This is a genomic window from Corynebacterium sp. HMSC22B11 (assembly GCF_001815965.1).
In the GTDB taxonomy this organism is placed as follows: Bacteria; Actinomycetota; Actinomycetes; order Mycobacteriales; family Mycobacteriaceae; genus Corynebacterium.
The window spans coordinates 16781-37449 of the sequence record NZ_KV823504.1 but is presented as its reverse complement, the minus strand read 5'-3'; the positions used below and the strand labels follow the sequence as shown (position 1 = coordinate 37449).

The 20669-nt window shown below is 65.2% G+C and carries 18 protein-coding genes; 9 read left to right on the top strand and 9 right to left on the bottom strand.

The genetic code is table 11. From position 1 onward, the window contains the following. Positions 1 to 23: 23 nt before the first annotated feature. From HMPREF3088_RS06235 to tkt, 4 genes are all read right to left on the bottom strand, one after another. Positions 24 to 1037 carry a glucose-6-phosphate dehydrogenase assembly protein OpcA gene (locus HMPREF3088_RS06235; RefSeq protein WP_070758918.1) on the bottom strand — a complete coding sequence of 338 codons (1014 nt, stop codon included), beginning with the start codon at positions 1035 to 1037 and terminating at the stop codon, positions 24 to 26. Positions 1038 to 1081: 44 nt separating this feature from the next. Further along, positions 1082 to 2617: a glucose-6-phosphate dehydrogenase gene (gene zwf, locus HMPREF3088_RS06230; RefSeq protein ID WP_070758917.1), complete on the bottom strand. Its 1536-nt coding sequence runs from the start codon at positions 2615 to 2617 to the stop codon at positions 1082 to 1084. A 46-nt stretch (positions 2618 to 2663) separates the two neighbouring features. Then, positions 2664 to 3776: a transaldolase gene (gene tal, locus HMPREF3088_RS06225; protein ID WP_070758916.1), complete on the bottom strand. Its 1113-nt coding sequence runs from the start codon at positions 3774 to 3776 to the stop codon at positions 2664 to 2666. A 100-nt stretch (positions 3777 to 3876) separates the two neighbouring features. Next, the gene (tkt, locus tag HMPREF3088_RS06220; protein ID WP_070761408.1) at positions 3877 to 5925 is read right to left on the bottom strand and encodes a transketolase; all 2049 of its coding nucleotides are present in this window, start codon (positions 5923 to 5925) and stop codon (positions 3877 to 3879) included. Positions 5926 to 6276: 351 nt separating this feature from the next. Between tkt and HMPREF3088_RS06215 the strand changes: the two genes are divergently transcribed. Both HMPREF3088_RS06215 and HMPREF3088_RS06210 read left to right on the top strand, forming a co-directional pair. Then, on the top strand, positions 6277 to 7203 hold the full coding sequence (locus HMPREF3088_RS06215) for a heme o synthase (RefSeq protein ID WP_187440843.1): 927 nt from the start codon (positions 6277 to 6279) through the stop codon (positions 7201 to 7203). A gap of 142 nt (positions 7204 to 7345) precedes the next feature. Continuing rightward, positions 7346 to 7648, top strand: a complete 303-nt coding sequence (locus HMPREF3088_RS06210; RefSeq protein ID WP_371441312.1) for an SdpI family protein — start codon at positions 7346 to 7348, stop codon at positions 7646 to 7648. 127 nt (positions 7649 to 7775) lie between these two features. On the opposite strand, the gene HMPREF3088_RS06205 is transcribed toward HMPREF3088_RS06210, so the two are convergent. From HMPREF3088_RS06205 to mptB, 4 genes are all read right to left on the bottom strand, one after another. Then, a complete protein-coding gene (locus tag HMPREF3088_RS06205; protein WP_070758914.1) occupies positions 7776 to 8849 on the bottom strand; it encodes a COX15/CtaA family protein in 1074 nt (357 codons plus the stop codon). Between the two features lie 165 nt (positions 8850 to 9014). Continuing rightward, entirely contained in the window at positions 9015 to 9923 is a 909-nt protein-coding gene (locus tag HMPREF3088_RS06200) for an ABC transporter permease (protein WP_070759067.1), read from the bottom strand. Then, a complete protein-coding gene (locus HMPREF3088_RS06195) occupies positions 9920 to 10951 on the bottom strand; it encodes an ABC transporter ATP-binding protein (protein WP_070758913.1) in 1032 nt (343 codons plus the stop codon). The genes HMPREF3088_RS06200 and HMPREF3088_RS06195 overlap by 4 nt, the downstream gene beginning before the upstream one ends. A gap of 43 nt (positions 10952 to 10994) precedes the next feature. Then, positions 10995 to 12725, bottom strand: coding sequence for a polyprenol phosphomannose-dependent alpha 1,6 mannosyltransferase MptB (gene mptB, locus HMPREF3088_RS06190; RefSeq protein WP_256374472.1), 1731 nt, complete (start codon positions 12723 to 12725; stop codon positions 10995 to 10997). 127 nt (positions 12726 to 12852) lie between these two features. On the opposite strand from mptB, the gene HMPREF3088_RS06185 reads away from it, so the two are divergent. The 7 genes from HMPREF3088_RS06185 (at position 12853) to HMPREF3088_RS06155 (ending at position 19406) form a co-directional block, all read left to right on the top strand. Beyond that, entirely contained in the window at positions 12853 to 13524 is a 672-nt protein-coding gene (locus HMPREF3088_RS06185; RefSeq protein ID WP_070758912.1) for a helix-turn-helix transcriptional regulator, read from the top strand. A gap of 7 nt (positions 13525 to 13531) precedes the next feature. Further along, positions 13532 to 14962, top strand: coding sequence for a Fe-S cluster assembly protein SufB (sufB, locus tag HMPREF3088_RS06180; protein WP_070758911.1), 1431 nt, complete (start codon positions 13532 to 13534; stop codon positions 14960 to 14962). 5 nt (positions 14963 to 14967) lie between these two features. Beyond that, entirely contained in the window at positions 14968 to 16185 is a 1218-nt protein-coding gene (gene sufD / locus HMPREF3088_RS06175; protein WP_070758910.1) for a Fe-S cluster assembly protein SufD, read from the top strand. A 44-nt stretch (positions 16186 to 16229) separates the two neighbouring features. Next, positions 16230 to 16991 (top strand): Fe-S cluster assembly ATPase SufC, encoded by a 762-nt coding sequence (gene sufC / locus HMPREF3088_RS06170; RefSeq protein ID WP_070758909.1) that lies wholly within the window; start codon positions 16230 to 16232, stop codon positions 16989 to 16991. 110 nt (positions 16992 to 17101) lie between these two features. After that, a complete protein-coding gene (locus HMPREF3088_RS06165) occupies positions 17102 to 18349 on the top strand; it encodes a cysteine desulfurase (RefSeq protein WP_070758908.1) in 1248 nt (415 codons plus the stop codon). Positions 18350 to 18460: 111 nt separating this feature from the next. Then, on the top strand, positions 18461 to 18928 hold the full coding sequence (gene sufU / locus HMPREF3088_RS06160; protein ID WP_070758907.1) for a Fe-S cluster assembly sulfur transfer protein SufU: 468 nt from the start codon (positions 18461 to 18463) through the stop codon (positions 18926 to 18928). Between the two features lie 73 nt (positions 18929 to 19001). Continuing rightward, positions 19002 to 19406 (top strand): metal-sulfur cluster assembly factor, encoded by a 405-nt coding sequence (locus tag HMPREF3088_RS06155; RefSeq protein ID WP_070758906.1) that lies wholly within the window; start codon positions 19002 to 19004, stop codon positions 19404 to 19406. Here HMPREF3088_RS06155 and HMPREF3088_RS06150 read toward each other — a convergent pair. After that, a complete protein-coding gene (locus HMPREF3088_RS06150) occupies positions 19403 to 20650 on the bottom strand; it encodes a lycopene cyclase family protein (RefSeq protein ID WP_083317342.1) in 1248 nt (415 codons plus the stop codon). The genes HMPREF3088_RS06155 and HMPREF3088_RS06150 overlap by 4 nt on opposite strands. Positions 20651 to 20669 lie beyond the last annotated feature (19 nt).

The window sequence follows — 20669 nt, the reverse complement described above, 5'->3', positions numbered from 1 at the left end:
ACAACTGGGTGGGAAAGAAGTGCTTAGCGCTGGGACTCGAGGCTCTCCAGGTCCTCGACGATGCGGGTGACCGTCTCACCGCTGCGGCGGGGGCGATTCACACGCACCAGTCCACGGAGGGCCCGCCCGAAAGCGTAGTCGGAATCCAGGTGGCGCAGCTCCTCGGCGAGGCAGTCGCCCAGATCTCGGGGAGCCAGGGCCACCAAGGAACGTCGCGTCCCGACGGTGACCTCAGCGGTGTGGGCGTCCTGAACAGCGACGGTGATGTCCGCACCCGCGCGGTTGAGAACCGTTTTCTGGACCGGGATGGTCTCGTGTCCAGCAGCGTCAACGGGAGGGACGGGGGCGTCGGAATTAATCCGCTTCACCGGAACCCCCAGCTGGTCGGCAAGCCAGCCCGCTGCCAGATCCACGGCGGCATCGTCGGTCGGGCCGGTGACCTCCGCGGACTCCACCGGCTCGAAGGGCGGCTGGTCCAGCGTGGATGCCAGCAGCGCCCGCCACAGGGTGATGCGGCTCCACCCGAGGTCGGAATCCCCGCGGGAGTAGGTGGTACGGCGGCGGTAAATGCTGCGGGTGGTGGTCTCCGCGTTGACGTCCGTGATGCGGCGATCCGCTAGCACCCCAAGTGGGTCGGCGGCGGGGTTCCGGGGCGCATCTCCCGGCCACCAGACGACGATCGGGGTGTCCGGCAGCAGCAGCGGGCGGACGATGGAGTCCTCGTGCTCGGTCAAACCACCGTGCAGGCTCAGCACGATGATCTCGGAAGCACCGGCCTTGCCACCAAGGTGGATCTGCGCGTCCAAGCGCGGCTCAACGCTGGGGCCGCCCGCTTCCTGCAGGATGATCACACGGGCGGGGTGCTCGCGGGCGGCGTCGGTGACCGGCACCAAGATTGTCTCCAGCGGGGTGGCTGCGGTCGAGCTGACGACCACGGTGAGCACGCGGCCAGACGCGACCTCACCGCGTTCCTCGCGGGCCTTGTTGAGCCGCTGGGTCACCTCACGGGTGCTGGTGTTCGGAAGCGTGATGATCATGCCTGAACTCTTCCTTCTCTCGCTTGAATGGTGGGGAAGCGGGCTTATGGGCGGCGCCACTGGCGGCCGCTGCGGGACATGAGTTCGTCTGCTCCCGGTGGACCCCACGTGCCGGCTGGGTAATCTTCTGGAGTACCGTGGCTTTCCCAGGACTTCAGGATGGGGTCCAGGATGCGCCAGGAGAGCTCGACTTCTTCGTTGGTGGGGAAGAGGCTCGCCTCGTCGAGGAAGGCATCCAGGATCAGGCGCTCGTAGGCCTCGGGGGACTCCTCGGTGAAGGACTCGGAGTAGGAGAAGTCCATGTTCACATCGCGGACCTCCATCCCGGAGCCAGGCACCTTGGAGCCGAAGCGCATGAGCACGCCCTCCTCGGGCTGAACGCGGATGACCAGCATATTGCTGCCCTGGGCGGTGGTCTGGCCGTCCACGAAGGGCAGGTGCGGGGCCTTCTTAAACACCAGCGCGATCTCCGTGACCCGGCGGCCCAGGCGCTTGCCGGTGCGCAGGTAGAAGGGCACGCCCGCCCAGCGGCGGGAGGAGATCTCGAAGGTGGCCGCCGCAAAGGTCTCGGTGGTGGACTCCGGGTCGAAGCCCTCCTCCTCCCGCAGGCCGCACACCGGAACGCTGCCCTGCCAGCCCGCGGTGTACTGGCCCCGTGCGGTGGTTTTCGCGAAGGGGCCGACGGGGCGGGTGGCGCGCAGCACCTTGATCTTTTCGCTCTGCAGCTCTGCGGGGTTGAAGGCTACGGGTTCCTCCATCGCGATGAGGGCGAGCAGCTGCAGCAGGTGGTTCTGCAGCACATCCCGGGCGGCACCGATGCCGTCGTAGTAGCCTGCGCGCCCCCCGAGCCCGATGTCCTCAGCCATCGTGATCTGCACGTGGTCGATGTAGTGGGAGTTAAACAGCGGGTCGAAAAGCTGGTTGGCGAAGCGCAGCGCCAGGATGTTCTGCACCGTCTCCTTACCCAGGTAGTGGTCGATGCGGAAGACATCGGACTCGGGGAAGACCTCGTTGACCACATCATTGAGCTCCTTCGCGGAGGCCTCGTCGTGGCCGAAGGGCTTCTCGATGACCACTCGGCGCCAGCCGTTTTCGCTGCGGGCCATTCCGGAGCGCTGCAGCTGGTGGATCACGCTGGAAAAGTGCTGTGGCGGAACGGAGAGGTAGAAGGCCCAGTTCCCGGACGTGCCGCGCTGCTCGTCGAGCTGGGCGGTGACAGCAGCGAGCTTGTCGAAAGCGGCGTCGTCGGAGAAGTCGCCCTGGACGAACTCGATGCCTTCGGCGAGCCGGTCCCAGACCGCGTTACGCCACGGGGTGCGGGCTCCCGCCTTCACGCTCTCCAGAACCTGGGCTTCGAACTCCGCCTTGCTCCACGCGCGTCGCCCGTAGCCCACCAGGGAGAAGCCCGGGGGCAGCAAACCGCGGTTGGCGAGGTCGTAGATCGCGGGCAGCAGCTTCTTGCGTGCCAGGTCACCGGTAACCCCGAAGATCACCAAGCCGCCGGGGCCGGCGATGCGCGGGAGGCGCTTATCCTGCGGATTGCGCAGCGGGTTGTTCAGGTTCTCCTGTGATGCGCCCACGTCGAAGCGATCCCCTTTCCGATTGGCAGTACTCGTGGCGGAAAAACTACTTGGCCTTCGCGAGCTGCTCGCGCAGGGTCACGAGGAGCTCGTTCCAGGCTTGCTCGAATTTCTGCACGCCCTCGGTCTCCAGGCGCTGCCAGACCTCCGGCAGGTCGATGCCGGCGCTGGTGAGCGCGGAGAAGACCTCGAGGGACTCGCTGGCCCGCCCGCTCAGCTGGTCGCCGGTGGTCTCGCCGTGGTCAATCGTCGCGTCGAGGGTGGCCTCTGGCATCGTGTTGACGGTGTTGGGGCCCGCGAGCTCGGTGACGTAGAGGGTGTCTGGGTACTCCGGGTTCTTCACGGAGGTGGACGCCCACAGCGGGCGCTGGGTGTTCGCCCCACGACCAACGAACTCCTGCCAGCGGGGGTTATTGGCCAGCTTGTCGAGGTAGGAAGCGTAGGCCAGGCGGGCGTTGGCGAGTGCCGCCTTGCCCTGCAGCGCTGTGGCCTCCGCACCCTTGTCAGCCAGCTGCGGGTCGATGTCGCTGTCCACGCGGGAGACGAAGAAGGAGGCAACAGAGTGGATCTTGCTGATGTCCTTGCCCGCCTTCTCGGCGGCGGCGATGCCCTCGACGAAGGCTTCCATGACCTGCTCGTAGCGCTCCACGCTGAAGATGAGGGTCACGTTGACGCTGATGCCTGCGGCCAGCACCTCGCAGATCGCGGGCAGGCACTCGGTGGTCGCGGGGATCTTGATCATCAGGTTTGCGCGATTGACCTGAGCGGCCAGCTCCTTGGCCTGCGCGACCGTCCCGGCAGCATCGTGGGCGAGGCGAGGGTCGACCTCGAGGGAGACCCAGCCGTCGACACCGCCGGTCTGCTCGTGGACGCCCACCAGGACGTCGCAGGCATCCTGCACGTCCTTGACCGCCATGGCAAAGACCGCCTCGTCGGCGGCGACGCCGTCGGCAGCGAGCTGATGCAGCTGCTCGTCGTAGTCATCCCCCTGGGACATGGCAGCCGCGAAGATGGCTGGGTTGGTCGTCACTCCCACGATGCCCTTAGCATCGATGAGGGAGGCGAGCTCACCGCTAGTCAGGCGTGGCCGGGACAGGTCGTCGAGCCACACGGAAGTGCCAGCGGAAGCGAGTTTCTGGATATTGCTTGGAGTGTTCATCGCTCACCAGCCTACTGCTGGCAGGCGATGGTTTCGACTTTGCTCCCCCGGGCAGAAAACCCGCCGAAAAACGCCGGGGGAGCGCGCCGTAACGAACTAGCTAGACGAGCTCGCGGGCGGCGTCGGCGACAGCCTCTGCCGTGATGCCGTACTCCTGGTAGAGACGCTGGTAGTCCGCCGAGGCACCGAAGTGCTCGATGGAGATGTTGCGCCCACCGAAGCCGGTGAACTCGTGCCACGGCATCGCGATGCCCGCCTCGACGGAGACGCGGGCGGTCACGGACGGTGGCAGCACCTCGTCGCGGTAAGCCTGGTCCTGGGCCTTGAACCACTCGACGACCGGCATGGACACCACGCGGGTGCCGATGCCCTCGGCCTCCAGCGCCTCGGCCGCAGCCACGGCCAGCTGCACCTCGGAGCCGGTACCGATGAGGATGACCTGCGGGGTCTCGGTGGAGGACTCGCGGAGGATGTAGCCACCGCGGCGCACACCCTCGCGGGCCTTCTCTTTGGTGCCCTCCAGGACCGGGACGTTCTGGCGGGTGAGGATCATGGCCTTCGGCGCGGCCGGAGCCTCGAGGGCTTCCGCCCATGCGGCGGAGGTCTCGTTGGCATCAGCCGGACGGATCACCGCGAGGTTCGGGATTGCGCGCAGCGCAGCCAGGTGCTCGATCGGCTGGTGGGTCGGGCCGTCCTCACCCAGGCCGATGGAGTCGTGCGTCCACACGAAGTAACTATCCGTGCTCATCAGCGCAGCCAGGCGGACGGAGGCGCGCATGTAATCGGAGAACTGCAGGAAGGTCGCACCGTACGGGCGGGTCGGGCCGTGCAGGGCGATGCCGTTGATGATCGCGCCCATCGCGTGCTCCCGGATGCCGAAGTGCAGGTTCCGGCCGGTCGGGGAGGTAGTGAAGGTGGAGGTGGAGATGCTGGTCGGGCCGAAGGAGTCCTCCCCATTGATGAGGGTGTTGTTGGAGCCAGCCAGGTCGGCGGAGCCGCCCCACAGCTCCGGCATCTTCTTCGCCAGAGCCTGCAGCGCAGCACCAGAGGCCTTGCGGGTCGCGACGGACTCTCCGGCCTCGTAGCTCGGCAGTTCGGCATCAAAGCCCTCCGGCAGCTCGCCGGCGAAAAGGCGGTCGAAGAGCGCCTTGTTCTCTGGGTTAGCCTCAGCCCAGGCGTCGAAGCTCTTACGCCACTCGGCCTCCGCCGCCTCGCCGCGGTCGATGAGCTGGCGGGTGTGCTCGATGATCTCCTCTTCGACCGGGAAGGCCTCGTCCGGGAAGCCGAGGTTCTTCTTGACCCCGGAGATCTCCTCGGCACCCAGAGCCGCACCGTGGGAGGCGCCGGTGTTCACTGCGGTCGGCGCACCGTAGGCGATGACGCTGCGCATGCGGATGAAGGTCGGCTTGTTCTTCTCCTGCTTCGCGCGCTCCACGGCGTCCAGGATGCCTTCGACGTCCTCACCGGTGACCTCCAGGACCTGCCAGCCGTAGGCCTCGTAGCGGGCGGCGACGTCCTCGGTGAAGGCGATGGTGGTGTCGTCCTCGATGGAGATGCCGTTATCGTCCCAGAAGACGATGAGGTTGCCCAGCTCCTGGGTACCGGCCAGGGAGCCCGCCTCGGCAGTGATACCCTCCTGGACGTCGCCGTCGGAGGCGATGACGTAGACGAAGTGGTCGAACGGGGACTCGCCGTCGCCGGCGTTCGGGTCGAAGAGCGCCTTCTCGCGGCGGGCGGCCATCGCCATGCCCACGGCGGAAGCCAGGCCCTGGCCGAGCGGGCCGGTGGTGATCTCCACGCCGTCGGTGTGGCCGACCTCCGGGTGGCCCGGGGTCAGGGAGCCCCACTGGCGCAGCTGCTTGATGTCCTCGAGTTCCAGGCCGAAACCACCCAAGTACAGCTGGATGTACTGGGTGAGCGAAGAGTGGCCACAGGAGAGGACGAAACGGTCGCGACCAACCCAAGTCGGGTTCTTCGGGTTGTGGCGCAGCACGCGCTGGTAGAGCGTGTAGGCCAGGGGCGCGAGGCTCATCGCGGTGCCCGGGTGGCCCGAACCGCACTTCTCCACGGCGTCGGCGGCAAGCACGCGGGCGAGGTCAACCGCCCGGGTGTCCTTCTCAGACCAGTCCGCCGGGAAGTTGCGGACCATCAATGCTTGGAGCTCGGCAGGGAGATTCGGATTATAAGACACGAACTTGGGCCTTCCTCGGGGTGTGACGTACTCGGGTTGTAGCTCTCGCCGCCGCGGACGCGCGAGCGAGGCTTGACTATGCATATTCAATCTACCGGCCACGGCAAAACTCTGCGTTCTTGGGGCAGCCGGAACTTTTCAGCCTCCTTTTTCGACTACTCAAGAGGGCTTGATGAAACGTCGCCAATCCAGCCCCCAATTCTGGCGACTCGCGGTATCGGCGCAGTTTCGCCCACAGAATGCGCTCGGGTAGCGTATAGGCGGATAAGACGTGGAGAAGTGGAGGCAGAAGGCTTCGTGAATGGAATCTTGGATGCGGTCAAGGCTTATCTAGCGTTGACTAAGCCCCGGGTCATCGAGTTGCTCCTCGTCGCGACGATCCCGGCGATGCTCCAGGCCAATCGCGGTGAGATTGAGCTCGGCCTGATCATCCTCACCCTCATCGGTGGCTGGATGGGCGCGGCCTCCGCAAATACTTTCAACATGGTCGTCGACTATGACATCGACCAGTTGATGCGCCGCACCCGTCGCCGCCCGCTAGCCAAGGACACGGTTCCGGTCGAGCACGCGAAGATTTTCGCCTGGGTGCTGATGATCGCCAGTGTGCTGTGGCTGACCTTCCTCGTGCATTCTCCGCTGTCTGCCGCGTTCATCCTGCTGACGATCTGGTTCTACGTTTATGTCTACTCCAAGTGGTTGAAGCGCCGCACCTGGCAGAACGTCATCTGGGGTGGGGCCGCCGGCTGCATGCCCGTCATGGTCGGCTGGGCTGCTGTCACGGACAACAACGGCGGCGCCTTCAACGCGGGCTGGAGCTCCTGGATTCAGGCGATCATCCTGTTCATGGTCATCTTCTTCTGGACCCCGCCCCACACCTGGGCGCTGGGTATGCGCTACCGCGAGGACTATAAGGCCGCGGGCGTTCCCATGATGCCGGTGGTCAAGCCGCCGTTGGAGGTCACCCGCCAGATCCTCTGGTACACCTGGGCGACGGTCATCACCTCGCTGCTGCTCGTTCCCGCCGCGGGCTGGATCTACGCCGTCGCAGCGCTGGTGTCGGGCGCCTGGTTTATCTTCCGTGCCCACGGCCTGCACCGCGGAGTCAAGGAGGGCACCCCGGTGAAGCCGATGCAGCTGTTCTTCCTGTCGAATAACTACCTGTCCCTGCTTTTCGTTGCCCTCTCCGTCGACGCCGTTATTGGCTGGAACACCGTCTGGCAGATGCTCGGCAACTAAGCTGTAGCCCTAACCCGGGGATTCGCCCCGATCTGCAGGCCGCATCCGGGAGGATGCGGCCTTGATTTATTCGTATCGAAAGGCATTCGATGAGCATCTTTAACATCCTCATGGCTTCCGTTTACGTGGTCTCGGGGGTCTACTGCTCTGGACCGGAATTAAAGCCGGCACAGAAAGTCTGCCCCGCAACGCATGGATCGGTATCAGGACCTCCAGGACTCTTGCTAGCGATGAGGCATGGCAGACCGGGCATAAGGCAGCTGCGGGCTATCTCAAGGCCAGCAGCCTGCCGATGATCCTCGGCGGAATCTTCTTCGCCTTCGCCACCGAGGAGCAGATCGCGTGGGCCAGCCTGGTGGCGGTCGGAGTCATGCTCGTGTTCGTGATCCTTGCGGCCCGCAAGGCCAAAGCCGCCATCGGCGATGAGGGGCCAGCCCAGCCGTAGCAAAAAACCCGCGTGGTCGTCGTCGATCGACGCTGTCCACGCGGGCTGAATTCTTATGCACTCGCCCGGTGGGCGAGCTATGGCCCCGGGGGAGGCTGGTCTCATGGGCCCGGCCGGGGAGGGAATTTTAGTCTCCCTGAACGGCGTGGCTCACCGTTTCGCTCTGCTCCTCGTGGGTCTTCTGGTAACGCAGCGCCCATAGGTAACCCGTTGCGAGGGTGACCAGGCCGGAGCCGATGACGTGGACCGGGACGGTCCAGCGTGGCACGCCCAGCCAGAACTGGATGATGCCTACCACTGCTTGGAAGAGGATTCCGGCGCACATCCAGGCGGCAGCCTTCCGCACACGCGACGCGGCCACCACGGCGATGAGGGCGGCAATCAGGCCGATCGTCAAGCCCAGGTAAAGGTACATGGCGTGGGCGTGGATGTGGGCGATGGATTCAAGGCTCACCTGCAGGCGGTGCTCCGGCTTGATGGCCTCGTCACCGGCGTGCGGGCCGGCACTCGTGACGAGCACGCCCGTGAAAAGGGTAACGGCCAGCGCCACGGCGTTCATGGTGGTGAGGACGCGCAGGGCAGCAGGCATCTGCTCCTTGATGGGGGCGTCGTCGTCCTCGGTGACCTTGACGAGCAGGACCGCAGCCAGGAAGACAAGCAGCATGGAGGGCAGGAAGTGGGCGGCGACGATCCACCACGCCAGATCCAGGCGCACGCTGATGCCACCGATGACTGCCTGGGCGATAATGCCCAGACCCTGGATGAAGGACAGGTGGAGGATCGAGGAGCGTCGGCCGGCGCGCAGCAGCGCGATGAAGGCAGCGAGGGCGGCGGCAGCCAGCACGAAGGTCAGTAGGCGGTTACCGAACTCAATAATCTGGTGGATCCACGGCGCCGACCCGGGGACCGGCACGAAGGAACCCGGGTGACACTGCGGCCAGGTCTCGCAACCAAGCCCGGAGCCGGTAACGCGCACGAGGGAACCGGTGAAGGTGATCCCCGTCTGGCAGATCAGCAGGATAAGGGTCAGCACCCACTGGGTCTTGAGCCGCGGAACCTTCACGACCTTGTTGCCATCGGCGTCCACCTGGCGCGGCAAGCCGACCTTGCGGTCCGCGCGGTAAATAGCTGCATAGAGTTTCAGCATTGCCCGGCTCAACGGGTTGTTCGTCTGGGCTGCTTGTTGGCTAATCGGATCCATCACAGCACTCAAGATTAGTCGTGGTGAGGGAGCAAAGCGAAAGGGCGCGCGGGGCTCGTTTCACCCCGCGGTTCGTTGGCAGCGTGCCAGCTCAGGCAGCGTTCCACCTCAGGCAGTGGGGCAGGGGGTCGGCTAGCGAATACAGGGGAGGATTCCCGGTGAGGGCTAGTCGCCCTTGATGGTGAAAGAGAACAGCTTCCGGGCGGCGACCGCACCCACGATCGCCCAGACCGCGAGAACGACGATGGCGAACCAGTCGACCCCGCCGGCGAAGGATTCTTCCAGCCCGGCAGCCAGCGCCACGGATGGAATCAGCTGCAACAGGGTTTGTACCTGGGGCCCCAGGTCGGAGGCGACGGTGGAGTAACCAACCGCACCCAGCAGTACAAACCAAATGGTGTTCGCGAGTGCCAGCACCATCTCGGAGCTCAAGGTGCCCCCGAGCAGCAGGCCCAGCGAGGTGAAGCACCCCACCCCCAGGATGAGGAAGATCACGGCGATCACAAGGCCGAGCCCTGGCGGGGACCACCCCAGCAGCAGCGCGACCACCGTGAGGATCAGCACTTGGATGGCGACCACAATCAACACTGCAGCGATCTTGCCGGCGATGAGAGCCGAGGTGGGAACCCCGGCCGCCCCAATCCGTTTGAGTGCCCCGTAACGCCGGTCGAAGGCCACGGCGATGGCCTGGCCTGTGAAACCAGCACCCATGATCGCCACCGCCAGCACCATCGGGAACGCTCTGGCCACTGGGTCGTCCAACGGGACAACCGGCACGAGTGCCAGCCCCAGCAGCAAGCCGACCGGGATGATCAGGGACAGCAGCTGCTGCTCGCCGTGACGCAGGAAGAGCAACGACTCAATTTTGGTCTGTGCCAACAGCATCCGCACGAAGCTGGCTTGTTTCGGGGCAGGCTCGAAGGTCCCGACGGGGAAGCGGCCGCCGGTAGCTGGCGCGTCCTCCATCACTGCACCCGTCTCGGCCACAGGCTCCACCGGAGTTCCGGCCCCCTGACCCGATGGCGTCCCTGCGGGATGGCTGTTCTGCATGCCTCGGTTATTCGCGGAAGTCATGAACGCATCTCCCATCCGGTCAGCGAGAGGAAAACTTCCTCAAGGGTCTGTTCAGTGCTGTCGAGCTTCGTGATCATCGTTGCGCAGTCACGGGCGGCGAGCGCGATCATCAGGACGCCATCGGGTGTGGCCGGAATGCCCTCTACGGCGAACTGGCGTGGTTTGATCTCCCGGACTAGTACCGAAGGCGCCGACGCGGCACCGCCGACCTCATCCAGCAGTACTCCTTGTCCTGCCTTGGCCGCACCGGCCTTGACCTCGAGGAGGGCACGGTGGAAGTGGTCCCGGTCGAGATCGGCGTCGACGCTGACCTGGAAGGTATGCCCGCTACCGCCACCCGCGCGCTCGGAGGTGAGTTCCTTCGGGGTGCCCGCGGCGACGACCTTGCCCTTGTCGATGATGACGACCCGGTCGGAGAGCGCCTCAGCCTCGTCGAGCAGGTGGGTGGTGAGGACGACACCCACGCCATCGCGACGCATGGAGCGCACGATATCCCATACCGCGTGACGGGACTGTGCATCCAGCCCTGCGGTGGGCTCATCGAGGAAGACCAGTTCCGGGCGGTTCACCAGGGCGCAGGCGAGCGCTAGACGTTGCTGCTGGCCGCCGGAGAGGCGCCGATAGGTGGTGGAGCGGTGCTTGGTGAGCCCCACCATGTCCAGCAGCCACTCGGTATCCAGCGGGTCCTCGCTGTAGCTGGCAACCAGCTTGAGCATCTCGCCGACCCGGATGCCGGGGTAGGCGCCGCCACCCTGCAGCATCACCCCAATGCGGGAACGCACGGCGTCGGATTCCTTAGCGGGGTCCAGGCCGAACAGCCGGATCTCGCCGGCATCCGGGCGGGCGAAGCCCTCGCACATCTCGATGGTCGTGGTTTTGCCCGCGCCGTTCGGGCCCAGTAGTGCCACGATCTCGCCGGGGTAGACCTGGAAGTCCAGCCCATCGACGGCGGTGTGGGCGCCAAACTTCTTCACCGCGCCAGTGACCTGCAGCAGTGGTTGGAGTTGGGGGGCCGAAGAGTCCTGCATTTTCACAGCTATTCAGTCTAGCCAGATGGCGCGGGCTGGGGGATCACCGGTTGTTGGGTGTGTCTGCCTTCGTAGGCATCTCTTTGGGGCGAGGCAACGCGAGGGCGTTGGCATATGCCGGGTGTTTCTTGAGGTAGCGCCAGCTGGCGACCAGAAACGCGAGGAAAAGTAGCGCGGACATGGCGTAGATGAAGGCCACCGTCGCCGGCGGTAGCCCGAGACCACGGGGCAGGATGAAGAAGCTGAAAGCCACCGAGTACACGATTGTCGCGAAGTGGAAGACCGGCCGGTTGGCCCACGCCGCGAGCGGCAGAATGGCCCAGAGCAGATACCAGGGGTGGACGACGGGGAAGAAGATCACGAGGAACAAAGTGGCGACCCCGAGCCCTCCCACGGGGTGGATTCGGCCCCGGTAGGAGGCCCACAGCATGCGCACCACCCAGAATGCGCCGATCATCACCCCGAGGAAGCGGAAAACGAGCAGCGCAGCGGACTGTTGGTCCCCTAAGCCAAGGAGGGGCCCTAAGAACGACGACGCCAAACCCGCCAACGTGGACAGGCTCATCCAGCTGATGATTTCTGCCGCCCCACCCTGGGAGGTGATCCAACCGAAGCCCACGCCTGTGATCACGGAGAACAGACTCGCAGTGGCCGCGGCGACCACCGCGCTGGCCACTCCTGCACCGATAAGGTGTCGCAGTCCCTCGCCCCACCAGCGCGCGATCGCCACTGCGGTGAAGCCGAGAGCCATCAGGGCGGTCACCTTGATCAGGCCCGCGCAGGTGACGAGCACCGTGCCGGAGGCCATGAGCAGCAGGCGGCTGCTCAAAGGTCGCTCGTAATGGTCGGTGCCGCGCAGCACGAACTCCATGCCCACGAGCAGAAAGCCGAGCATGAGCGCCTCGTTGTGGATACCCGCGACGAGGTGGAGCAGCGTCAGCGGGTTCAGCACCCCGAGCCACCAGGCTGTCTGGGGCGCGATGCCACAGCGCTGGGCGAGCCTCGTCAACGCCCAGCCGGTGAGCACCAGGCCGGTGATGCTCATCAGCCGATGGCCGAAGACCCCCAGCACGATGTTGTTGCCGGTGATCATGGAGATCACGGCCCCGTAGCCCAGTGCGACCGGGCCGTAGGGCGCAGGGGAGTGCGCCCACATCAAGGGCACGGAACGGGCGAGCGGGTCTTGCATCCCGAGGATGTCCACCGGACCTGCGCTATACGGGTCCAGCCCCTGCGCGGCGATCGCCCCTTGGGCTAGATAAGAGTAGATGTCCTGGGTGAACATCGGCGCAGTGATCGCCAGGGGAAGCACCCAGAGGGCGAAGATCCGCCAATAGGTGCGGATGGGCAGGCGGGGGACTTGCCTTCCCCCTGGCCCCAGCACGAAGGCGCCGAGTAGGAGCCAGGCGAGCACTAGGAATCCGATTCCGACGAAGACGGTCACGGTGGTGCTGTGCAGCATCCGGGCCAAGACGTTGATCCCGGGAACGGACCAGAATGGGTTGCCCACCACGGGCATGGCGCCCGCGCCAATACCCCCGAGGGCGATGAGAATGGTGCCGATGGATCCCAGCCACACCGCGATCTGCAGCCGCAGCCGGTAGGCGGGGTTCAGGGGCTCCAACGGCGCGTGGAGGGGAAGCACCCGACCCTCTTGGTGGAGCTGTGCCGATCGGGAACCGGCCAGGCCGAGCCGGGGCAGCACGTCCAAATAGCGGCGCCACAGGCTGAAGGGGCCGCGGATCAACGCGCGGCCGGGTCGGTTCGAAGACATGCAACCACGATAATGAAACCGGCGTTTTTAAGGAACATAGGTTCGCCTTAGTAGACAGGGGGAATTATTTAAGACACACTCGTGTTGTCTAATCATGACGGCACTCAACGATGAAAGGCGGGTTGATATGGCACCAGTGGAAACCGACACGCGCCGTCGCATCCTGCTGTACGTGTTGAGACACGGGCCGGTGAGCGCGACAACCATCAGCGAGGCTTTTGGTTTGAGCGCCGCTGGCGTGAGGCGCCATCTGGACAACATCGTCGCAGATGGGCTCGCTGAGGCCGTTGACGCGCCACGGTCAGGACAGCGTGGGCGACCGGCGAAGCTATTCCGCCTCACTGATGCGGGTCGAGCACAGTTCGGTCATGATTACGACACCCTTGCACTCCTCGCACTGCGCACCCTGAAAAACTCGGGCGGAGAGGAAGCAGTCGAGGCCTTTGCTGCGCAACGCATCAATGATCTGTTGGGGGACATCCCCGAACTCGACGGTGACTACGCAGACGACCGTGATGTGAAGGCCCAGGCCAAGAACATCGCGGAGGCGCTGACCAACCGTGGCTACGCGGCCACCGTGAGCCACGCGGCCGGCGGCGTCCAAATCTGCAGGCACCACTGCCCAATCCAGGACGTGGCGGAGGAGTTCCCCGAGCTGTGCGCTGCAGAGCACCGGGTAGTTGCGGAGCTACTCGGCCAGCACACTCAGCCGCTCGCTACTATCGCGGACGGCAACGGTATCTGTACGACCCATATTCCGCTGACCACCATTACCCCTTCCGCAACGAAGGAAAGCTAAAGAATCTATGACTCAAGCTGCTGACAAACTGCAATCCGATCAGGAAATCATCGACTCGATCGGTGCCTACGGCTACGGTTGGCACGATTCCGACGACGCCGGCGCCAGCGCGCGCCGTGGCCTGAACGAGGACGTCGTCCGGGATATTTCTGCCAAGAAGAACGAGCCGGAGTGGATGCTCGAGCGTCGCCTCAAGGCCCTCGAGATCTTCGACAAGAAGCCCATGCCCACCTGGGGCGCGGACCTGTCCGGCATCGATTTCGACCAGATCAAGTACTTCGTCCGCTCCACCGAGCAGCAGGCGACGACCTGGGAGGACCTGCCGGAGGACATTAAGAACACCTACGACAAGCTGGGCATCCCGGAGGCGGAGCGCCAGCGCCTCGTCGCCGGTGTCGCCGCGCAGTACGAGTCCGAGGTTGTGTACCACCAGATCCGCGAGGACCTGGAGGAGCAGGGCGTGATCTTCGTCGACACCGACACCGCCCTCGAGGAGTACCCGGAGCTGTTCAAGGAGCACTTCGGCACCGTGATCCCCGCGGGCGATAACAAGTTCTCCGCTCTCAACACCGCCGTGTGGTCCGGTGGTTCCTTCATTTACGTCCCACCGGGAGTCCACGTGGACATCCCGCTGCAGGCCTACTTCCGCATCAACACGGAAAACATGGGCCAGTTCGAGCGCACTCTCATCATCGTCGACGAGGACGCCTACGTGCACTACGTCGAGGGCTGCACCGCCCCGATCTACAAGACCGACTCCCTGCACTCCGCAGTCGTCGAGATCATCGTGAAGAAGGGCGGCCGCTGCCGCTACACGACGATCCAGAACTGGTCGAACAACGTCTACAACCTCGTCACCAAGCGCACCAAGTGTGAGGAGGGCGCGACCATGGAGTGGGTCGATGGCAACATCGGCTCCAAGGTCACCATGAAGTACCCGGCCGTCTGGATGACCGGTCCGCACGCCAAGGGCGAGGTCCTGTCCGTCGCCTTCGCAGGTGAGGGCCAGTTCCAGGACACCGGTGCGAAGATGACCCACATGGCGCCGTACACCAGCTCCAACATCGTCTCGAAGTCCGTGGCCCGCTCCGGTGGTCGCGCGGCCTACCGCGGCCTGGTCGAGGTTCACCCGAATGCGCACCACTCCGCCTCGCAGGTTGAGTGTGACGCCCTGCTGGTGGACTCCATCTCGCGGTCGGATACATACCCGTACAACGACATCCGCAACGACCACGTCACCTTGGGCCACGAGGCAACCGTCTCCCAGGTCTCCGAAGATCAGCTCTTCTACCTGATGAGCCGAGGCCTCGAGGAGGACGAGGCGATGGCGATGATCGTTCGTGGCTTCGTGGAGCCAATCGCCAAGGAGCTCCCGATGGAGTACGCGCTTGAGCTCAACCGTCTGATCGAACTGCAAATGGAAGGATCGGTGGGCTAAGCCAGATGACCACCTTGGAAAACGTTCAGAACCAAACCGTCAAGGCGGGAACCGATCACCAGACTAAGGGCGACCGCTTCACCTCCTTCAAGGCTGAGGATTTCGCGATCCCGAAGGGCCGCGACGAGGACTGGCGCTTTACCCCGCTGCGTCGTCTCCGCGGTCTGCATGACGGCACCGCCGCGGCGCCCACGGACGCCAACGTCGTCATCGAGGTCCCGGAGGATGCCGGGGACAACGTCTCCGTGACGAAGGTTGACTCTTCCGACCCGCGCGTGGGTCTGGCCGGCGCACCGGTCGACCGTGCTGCAGCCCAGGCCTGGGAGAATGCCCCGGTCGCGGACTACGTCCAGGTTGCCAAGGACACCGCGCTAACCGAGCCGATCGAGATCACGATCACTGGCCCGGGCGAGGACCAGGTTTCTTACAGCACCCTGGTCGTCGAGCTCGAGCGTCACGCCGAGGCCGTCGTCATCCTGCGTTACCAGGGTTCCGGCGCGCACTCCGACAACGTCGAGTTCGTCGTCGGCGACGGCGCGAAGCTGGTCACCGTGGTGCTGGAGGACTGGGAGGACGATGGCGTCCACCTTTCCAACTCGCACGTCCAGACTGGCCGAGATGCCACCGTCCGCCACGCCTACGCGGCATTCGGCGGCGAGATCCTGCGCTCCGTGCCGCACGTGCGCTACACCGCACCGGGTGGCGACGTGGAGATGCTGGGCGTCAACTTCGCTGATGCGGATCAGTACTTCGAGCAGCGTCTGCTCATCGACCACTCCGTCCAGAACTGCCGCTCCAACGTGCTGTACAAGGGCGCACTGCAGGGCGACCCGGCCGACGCGGATCGCCCGGCGTCCGAGCGTAAGCGCGACGCCCGCACCGTGTGGATCGGCGACGTCCTGATTCGCCCGGAGGCCACCGGGACGGACACCTACGAGACCAATAACAACCTGCTGCTGACCACCGGAGCCCGTGCGGACTCCGTGCCGAACCTGGAGATCCAGACCGGCGAGATCGCAGGTGCCGGCCACGCCGCCACGGTGGGTCGCTTCGACGACGAACAGATGTACTACCTGCAGGCCAGGGGCATTCCGGAGGCACAGGCCAAGATGCTCATCGTCCGCGGTTTCTTCACCGACGTGATCCGTCGCATCCCGGTGGAGTCCGTCCGCGAGCACCTGGAAGAGCTCGTCGGCAACGAGCTCGAGCGCACCGTCCTCTAACCCGCTAATCCTCCCAAGAATCTTTCAAAGGAAACATCACTAGTATGAGCACTCTTGAGATCAAGAACCTCCACGCCCAGGTCCTGCCCTCGGACGAGAACGACGAGCCGAAGAAGATCCTCAACGGCGTGAACCTCACCATCAACTCCGGCGAGACCCACGCCATCATGGGGCCGAACGGCTCCGGTAAGTCCACCCTGGCCTACGCCATCAGCGGTCACCCGCGCTACGAGGTCACCGAGGGCGAGGTGCTGCTCGACGGCGTGAACCTCCTTGACCTGGATGTCGATGAGCGTGCCCGCGCAGGCCTGTTCCTGGCGATGCAGTACCCGACCGAGGTGCCGGGCGTATCCATGGCCAACTTCCTGCGCTCCGCAGCCACCGCCACCCGTGGTGAGGCTCCGAAGCTGCGTGAGTGGGTTAAGGAGGCCCGCGAGGCGATGAAGGAACTGGACATCGACCCGTCCTTCTCCGAGCGTTCCGTCAACGAGGGCTTCTCCGGCGGCGAGAAGAAGCGCCACGAGGTGCTGCAGCTCGGCCTGCTGAAGCCGAAGTTCGCCATCCTGGACGAGACCGACTCCGGCCTGGACGTCGACGCCCTGCGCATCGTCTCTGAGGGCATCAACCGCTACCAGGAGCGCGAGAACGGCGGCGTGCTGATGATCACGCACTACCAGCGCATCCTGAACTACGTGAAGCCAGATCACGTGCACGTCTTCGCTGGTGGCCGCATCGTCACCTCCGGTGGCCCGGAGCTGGCAGAGCAGCTGGAGAACGAGGGCTACGACAAGTTCGTCAACGCCTAAACACGCACCGAAAGTCCCACCCCGCGACCCCCTGGGGTGGGTTTTCAATCCCCGCAGGAATGCTTCAACCGCGTCGCTGCGGATAGAGAAGCGAAGAATCGAAGGTTTTCATGGTTGATACTCATCTCGACACCCAAGCGATCCGACAGGATTTCCCCATCCTTTCCCGCACCGTTCGGGACGGCCAGCCGCTGATCTACCTCGATTCCGGGGCGACCGCGCAGCGCCCCCTGCAGGTGCTGGACGCGGAGCGTGACTTCCTGACCAAGCACAACGCCCCGGTCCACCGCGGTGCCTACCAGATCGCGGAGGAGGCCACCGACGCTTATGAGGGCGCCCGCGAGGCCATCGCGGCCTTCGTTGGTGCGGCGGATGAGGAGATCGCCTTCACGAAGAACGCCACCGAGGCACTCAACGAGGTAGCCTTCGTCCTGGGGGACTCGCGGGCAGGGGAGCTGCAGGTCACCGAAGGCGACGAGATCGTCGTCTCCGAGCTGGAGCACCACGCCAACCTCGTGCCCTGGCAGGAGCTGGCACGTCGCACGGGCGCAACCCTGAAGTGGTTCCGCGCCACTGAGGATGGCCGCATCGACCTGGACAGCCTGCAGCTCAGCGAGAAGACGAAGGTCGTGGCTCTGACTCACCAGTCCAATGTCACCGGTGCGGTGCTGGACGTCAAGGAGGCTGTGCGGCGGGCTCGCGAGGTCGGCGCACTCTTCGTGTTGGATGCCTGCCAGTCCGTGCCGCACATGGCCGTGGACTTCCACGACCTGGATGTGGACTTCGCAGCGTTCTCCGGGCACAAGATGCTGGGGCCCAACGGCGTGGGCGTGTTGTACGGCAAGAAGGAGCACCTGCGGGTGCTGCCACCGTTCCTCACCGGCGGATCGATGATCCAGAAGGTGACGATGGAGGGCTCCACCTTCGCCGACGCTCCGCAGAAGTTCGAGGCGGGCACCCAGATGACCTCCCAGGTCGTGGGGCTTGGTGCCGCGGTGGCTTACCTCAACGAGCTGGGCATGGATAAGGTCGCCGCCCACGAGCACGAGCTCACCGCCTATGCGCTGGCGCAGCTCAGCGAGATCCCGGGCCTGCGGATCATCGGTCCAACGGATATGCACAACCGGGGTAGCGCGGTGAGCATGGTGGTCGATGGAATCCACCCGCACGACCTGGGTCAGATCTTGGACGACCAGGGAGTCTCCATCCGGGTGGGCCACCACTGCGCGTGGCCGGCCCACACCTGCCTGGGCGTGCAGGCCACGGCTCGCGCCAGCTTCTACGTCTATAACGAGAAGTGGGAGATCGACCGGCTCGTCGAGGGCATCCGCAAGGCGCAGGAGTTCTTCGGCGTCTAGCCCCGCCGCCGGGGTGGTTACGCTTCCTTTTTGGGACGTCAACGCCCTCGCGTAGCGGATAACCTGAACCCAACTACACAACCTCAACCTTCAAAACGGTGGTGAAAATACATGAGAATGGAACAGATGTACCAGGAGGTCATCCTGGACCATTACAAGCACCCGGAGCACGCCGGCCTGCGCGAGCCTTATGACGCGGAGGTCTTCCACGTGAACACCTCCTGTGGTGACGAGCTAACGCTGCGGGTGCACCTGAGCGAGGACCACAAGACGGTTCAGGACATCTCCTACGACGCAGTGGGCTGCTCGATTAGCCAGGCCTCCACGTCAGTGATGGCCGATGAGATCGTGGGCCTGCCGGTCACGGAGGCCTTCGCGAAGCTCGCCGAGTTCGAGAAGATGATCACCTCCCGCGGCAAGCTGGAGGGCGACGAGGACCTCATCGGCGACGGCATCGCCTTTAGCGGTGTCTCCAAGTACCCGGCCCGCGTGAAGTGCGCATTGCTGGGCTGGAAGGCCTTCGAGGCCGCCGCGATCGACGCGGGCGTCACGCCACCCGAGCAGACCGAGAACGCTTAAAGATCAACCGTTAACCGACAACCCACCGTTTCTTTCACGGCACTTAAGCCCAACCCCCAAAGCGAGGAAAGCAATGTCTGAACAGAACCCTTCCAGCCCGGAGATGGACCCATCGCCGCTCAACGAGGTCCCGGAGCCACCGGCGAACCCGAGCCCGGAGGATCTTGAGCGTTACGGCAAGATCGAGGAGTGCCTGCTGGACGTCATCGACCCGGAGCTGGGCATCAACGTCGTTGACCTCGGCCTGGTCTACGACGTCTGGGATGAGGGCAAGACCGTCATGATCAACATGACGCTGACCTCCCCGGCGTGCCCGCTGCACGACATGATTGAGGACCAGGCGCAGACCGCGGTCCTGAGCACTCTCCAGGAGTACGAGGACCTGCAGATCAACTGGGTCTGGACCCCGGCCTGGGGCCCGCAGATGATCAACGAGGAAGGCCGCGAGCAGCTGCGCTACCTCGGCTTCTCGGTCTAGTTTCGCTGCAGGCCGAAACGTAGGTAGCGCCAGGGGCGGCGATAGAGGGGGAGCAACACCGGGTGAGTCCACCCGGTGTTTTTCCTTAGCCGCCACATTGTCCGGGCGGTGCGCAGCCCGCTGCGGCCCGAGAGGTAGGCCAGCTGGTCGGCGGTGGGCAGGGAGAAGAAGGCAGCGAAGAAGCTTTGGACGTCCGTGGTGTTAGCCTCGGCGAGCAGCAGGGATCCAATGCGCCGCAGGGCCCGGGCCAGGGTCACGTTCGCCCGGCGGGCCAGCCCCGCACAGCTCAACCCAACGCGCCTGATCCCGGTGGGCATCAACTCGGCACGGTCGAGGAAGCACTCCACCTCCTGCAGCGTCGTGCCAACCGAATAGCCGGTCGCGGGATGGATAAAGCCGTCTCGGGCACCGAAGGTGTGCACCGCTGAGCCAGCAGCGGTGGTGCCCATCGGAATGGCGACGAGCTCCTCCTCGGCGATCTCCAGCTCCTCCCGCCACCCCTCACCCTGGAGGCGAGCCAGCCGCGCTTCGAGCCGGGAGCGCAGCAGGGCGAAGTCAGCGTCGGTGGGGCGGGACGTGCTCGCCAGGATCGTCTCCTCAGCCAGCCAGCCTTCAGGGAGGCGCTGGACATAGAGGAAGCTGGGCTTGAAGCCACCGGGTTCCGCCGCAGGGGAGGCTGTCCAATCCATGAGGGTCGGGGTGGTCAGCGCCTGGGACAGCGTGGCGCTGGCCCCACGCACCGGGCGAAGCACGTAGCCCAGCGCGATCTGCCACAGCGCCCCACCGGTGGCCGCCCCGCGGCAGTCCACCGTGAGCCCCGGCAAGTCGGCGAATTGCTCCTCGGCGATAGCTTCGGCGTGCAGGCTTCCCCCGGTGCGCTCCACCGCCTTTGCCGCCGCCGTGCGCAGGCCGTCCTTGTCCATCATGCGGTAGCCAAAGCCCAGCGGCGTGGTGACCCCCGGGGTGGGGGTCACGCGGATCGATTCGGCGGGGGAGAAGAAGCTGCCTGCCCAGTCGGGGACCTCCGGGGCGAAGGCACCATAGGTGGCGGGCCAGGCTGGCCACGCGTCTGCCCCCGCTGCTTGCGGGCGTGAACCGGGATCGTAGCCGTGCACCTGCCAGCCACGCTCGACGGCGCGCAGCGCGAGGATCGCACCCGCTGGCCCCAAACCAATGACGTTGATTCGACGCGGACCGGCACCCCGGGCGGGCACCGCCGGGGCTGCGCTAATACTCCAGCTCATGCCCCCAATCTAGCCAAGG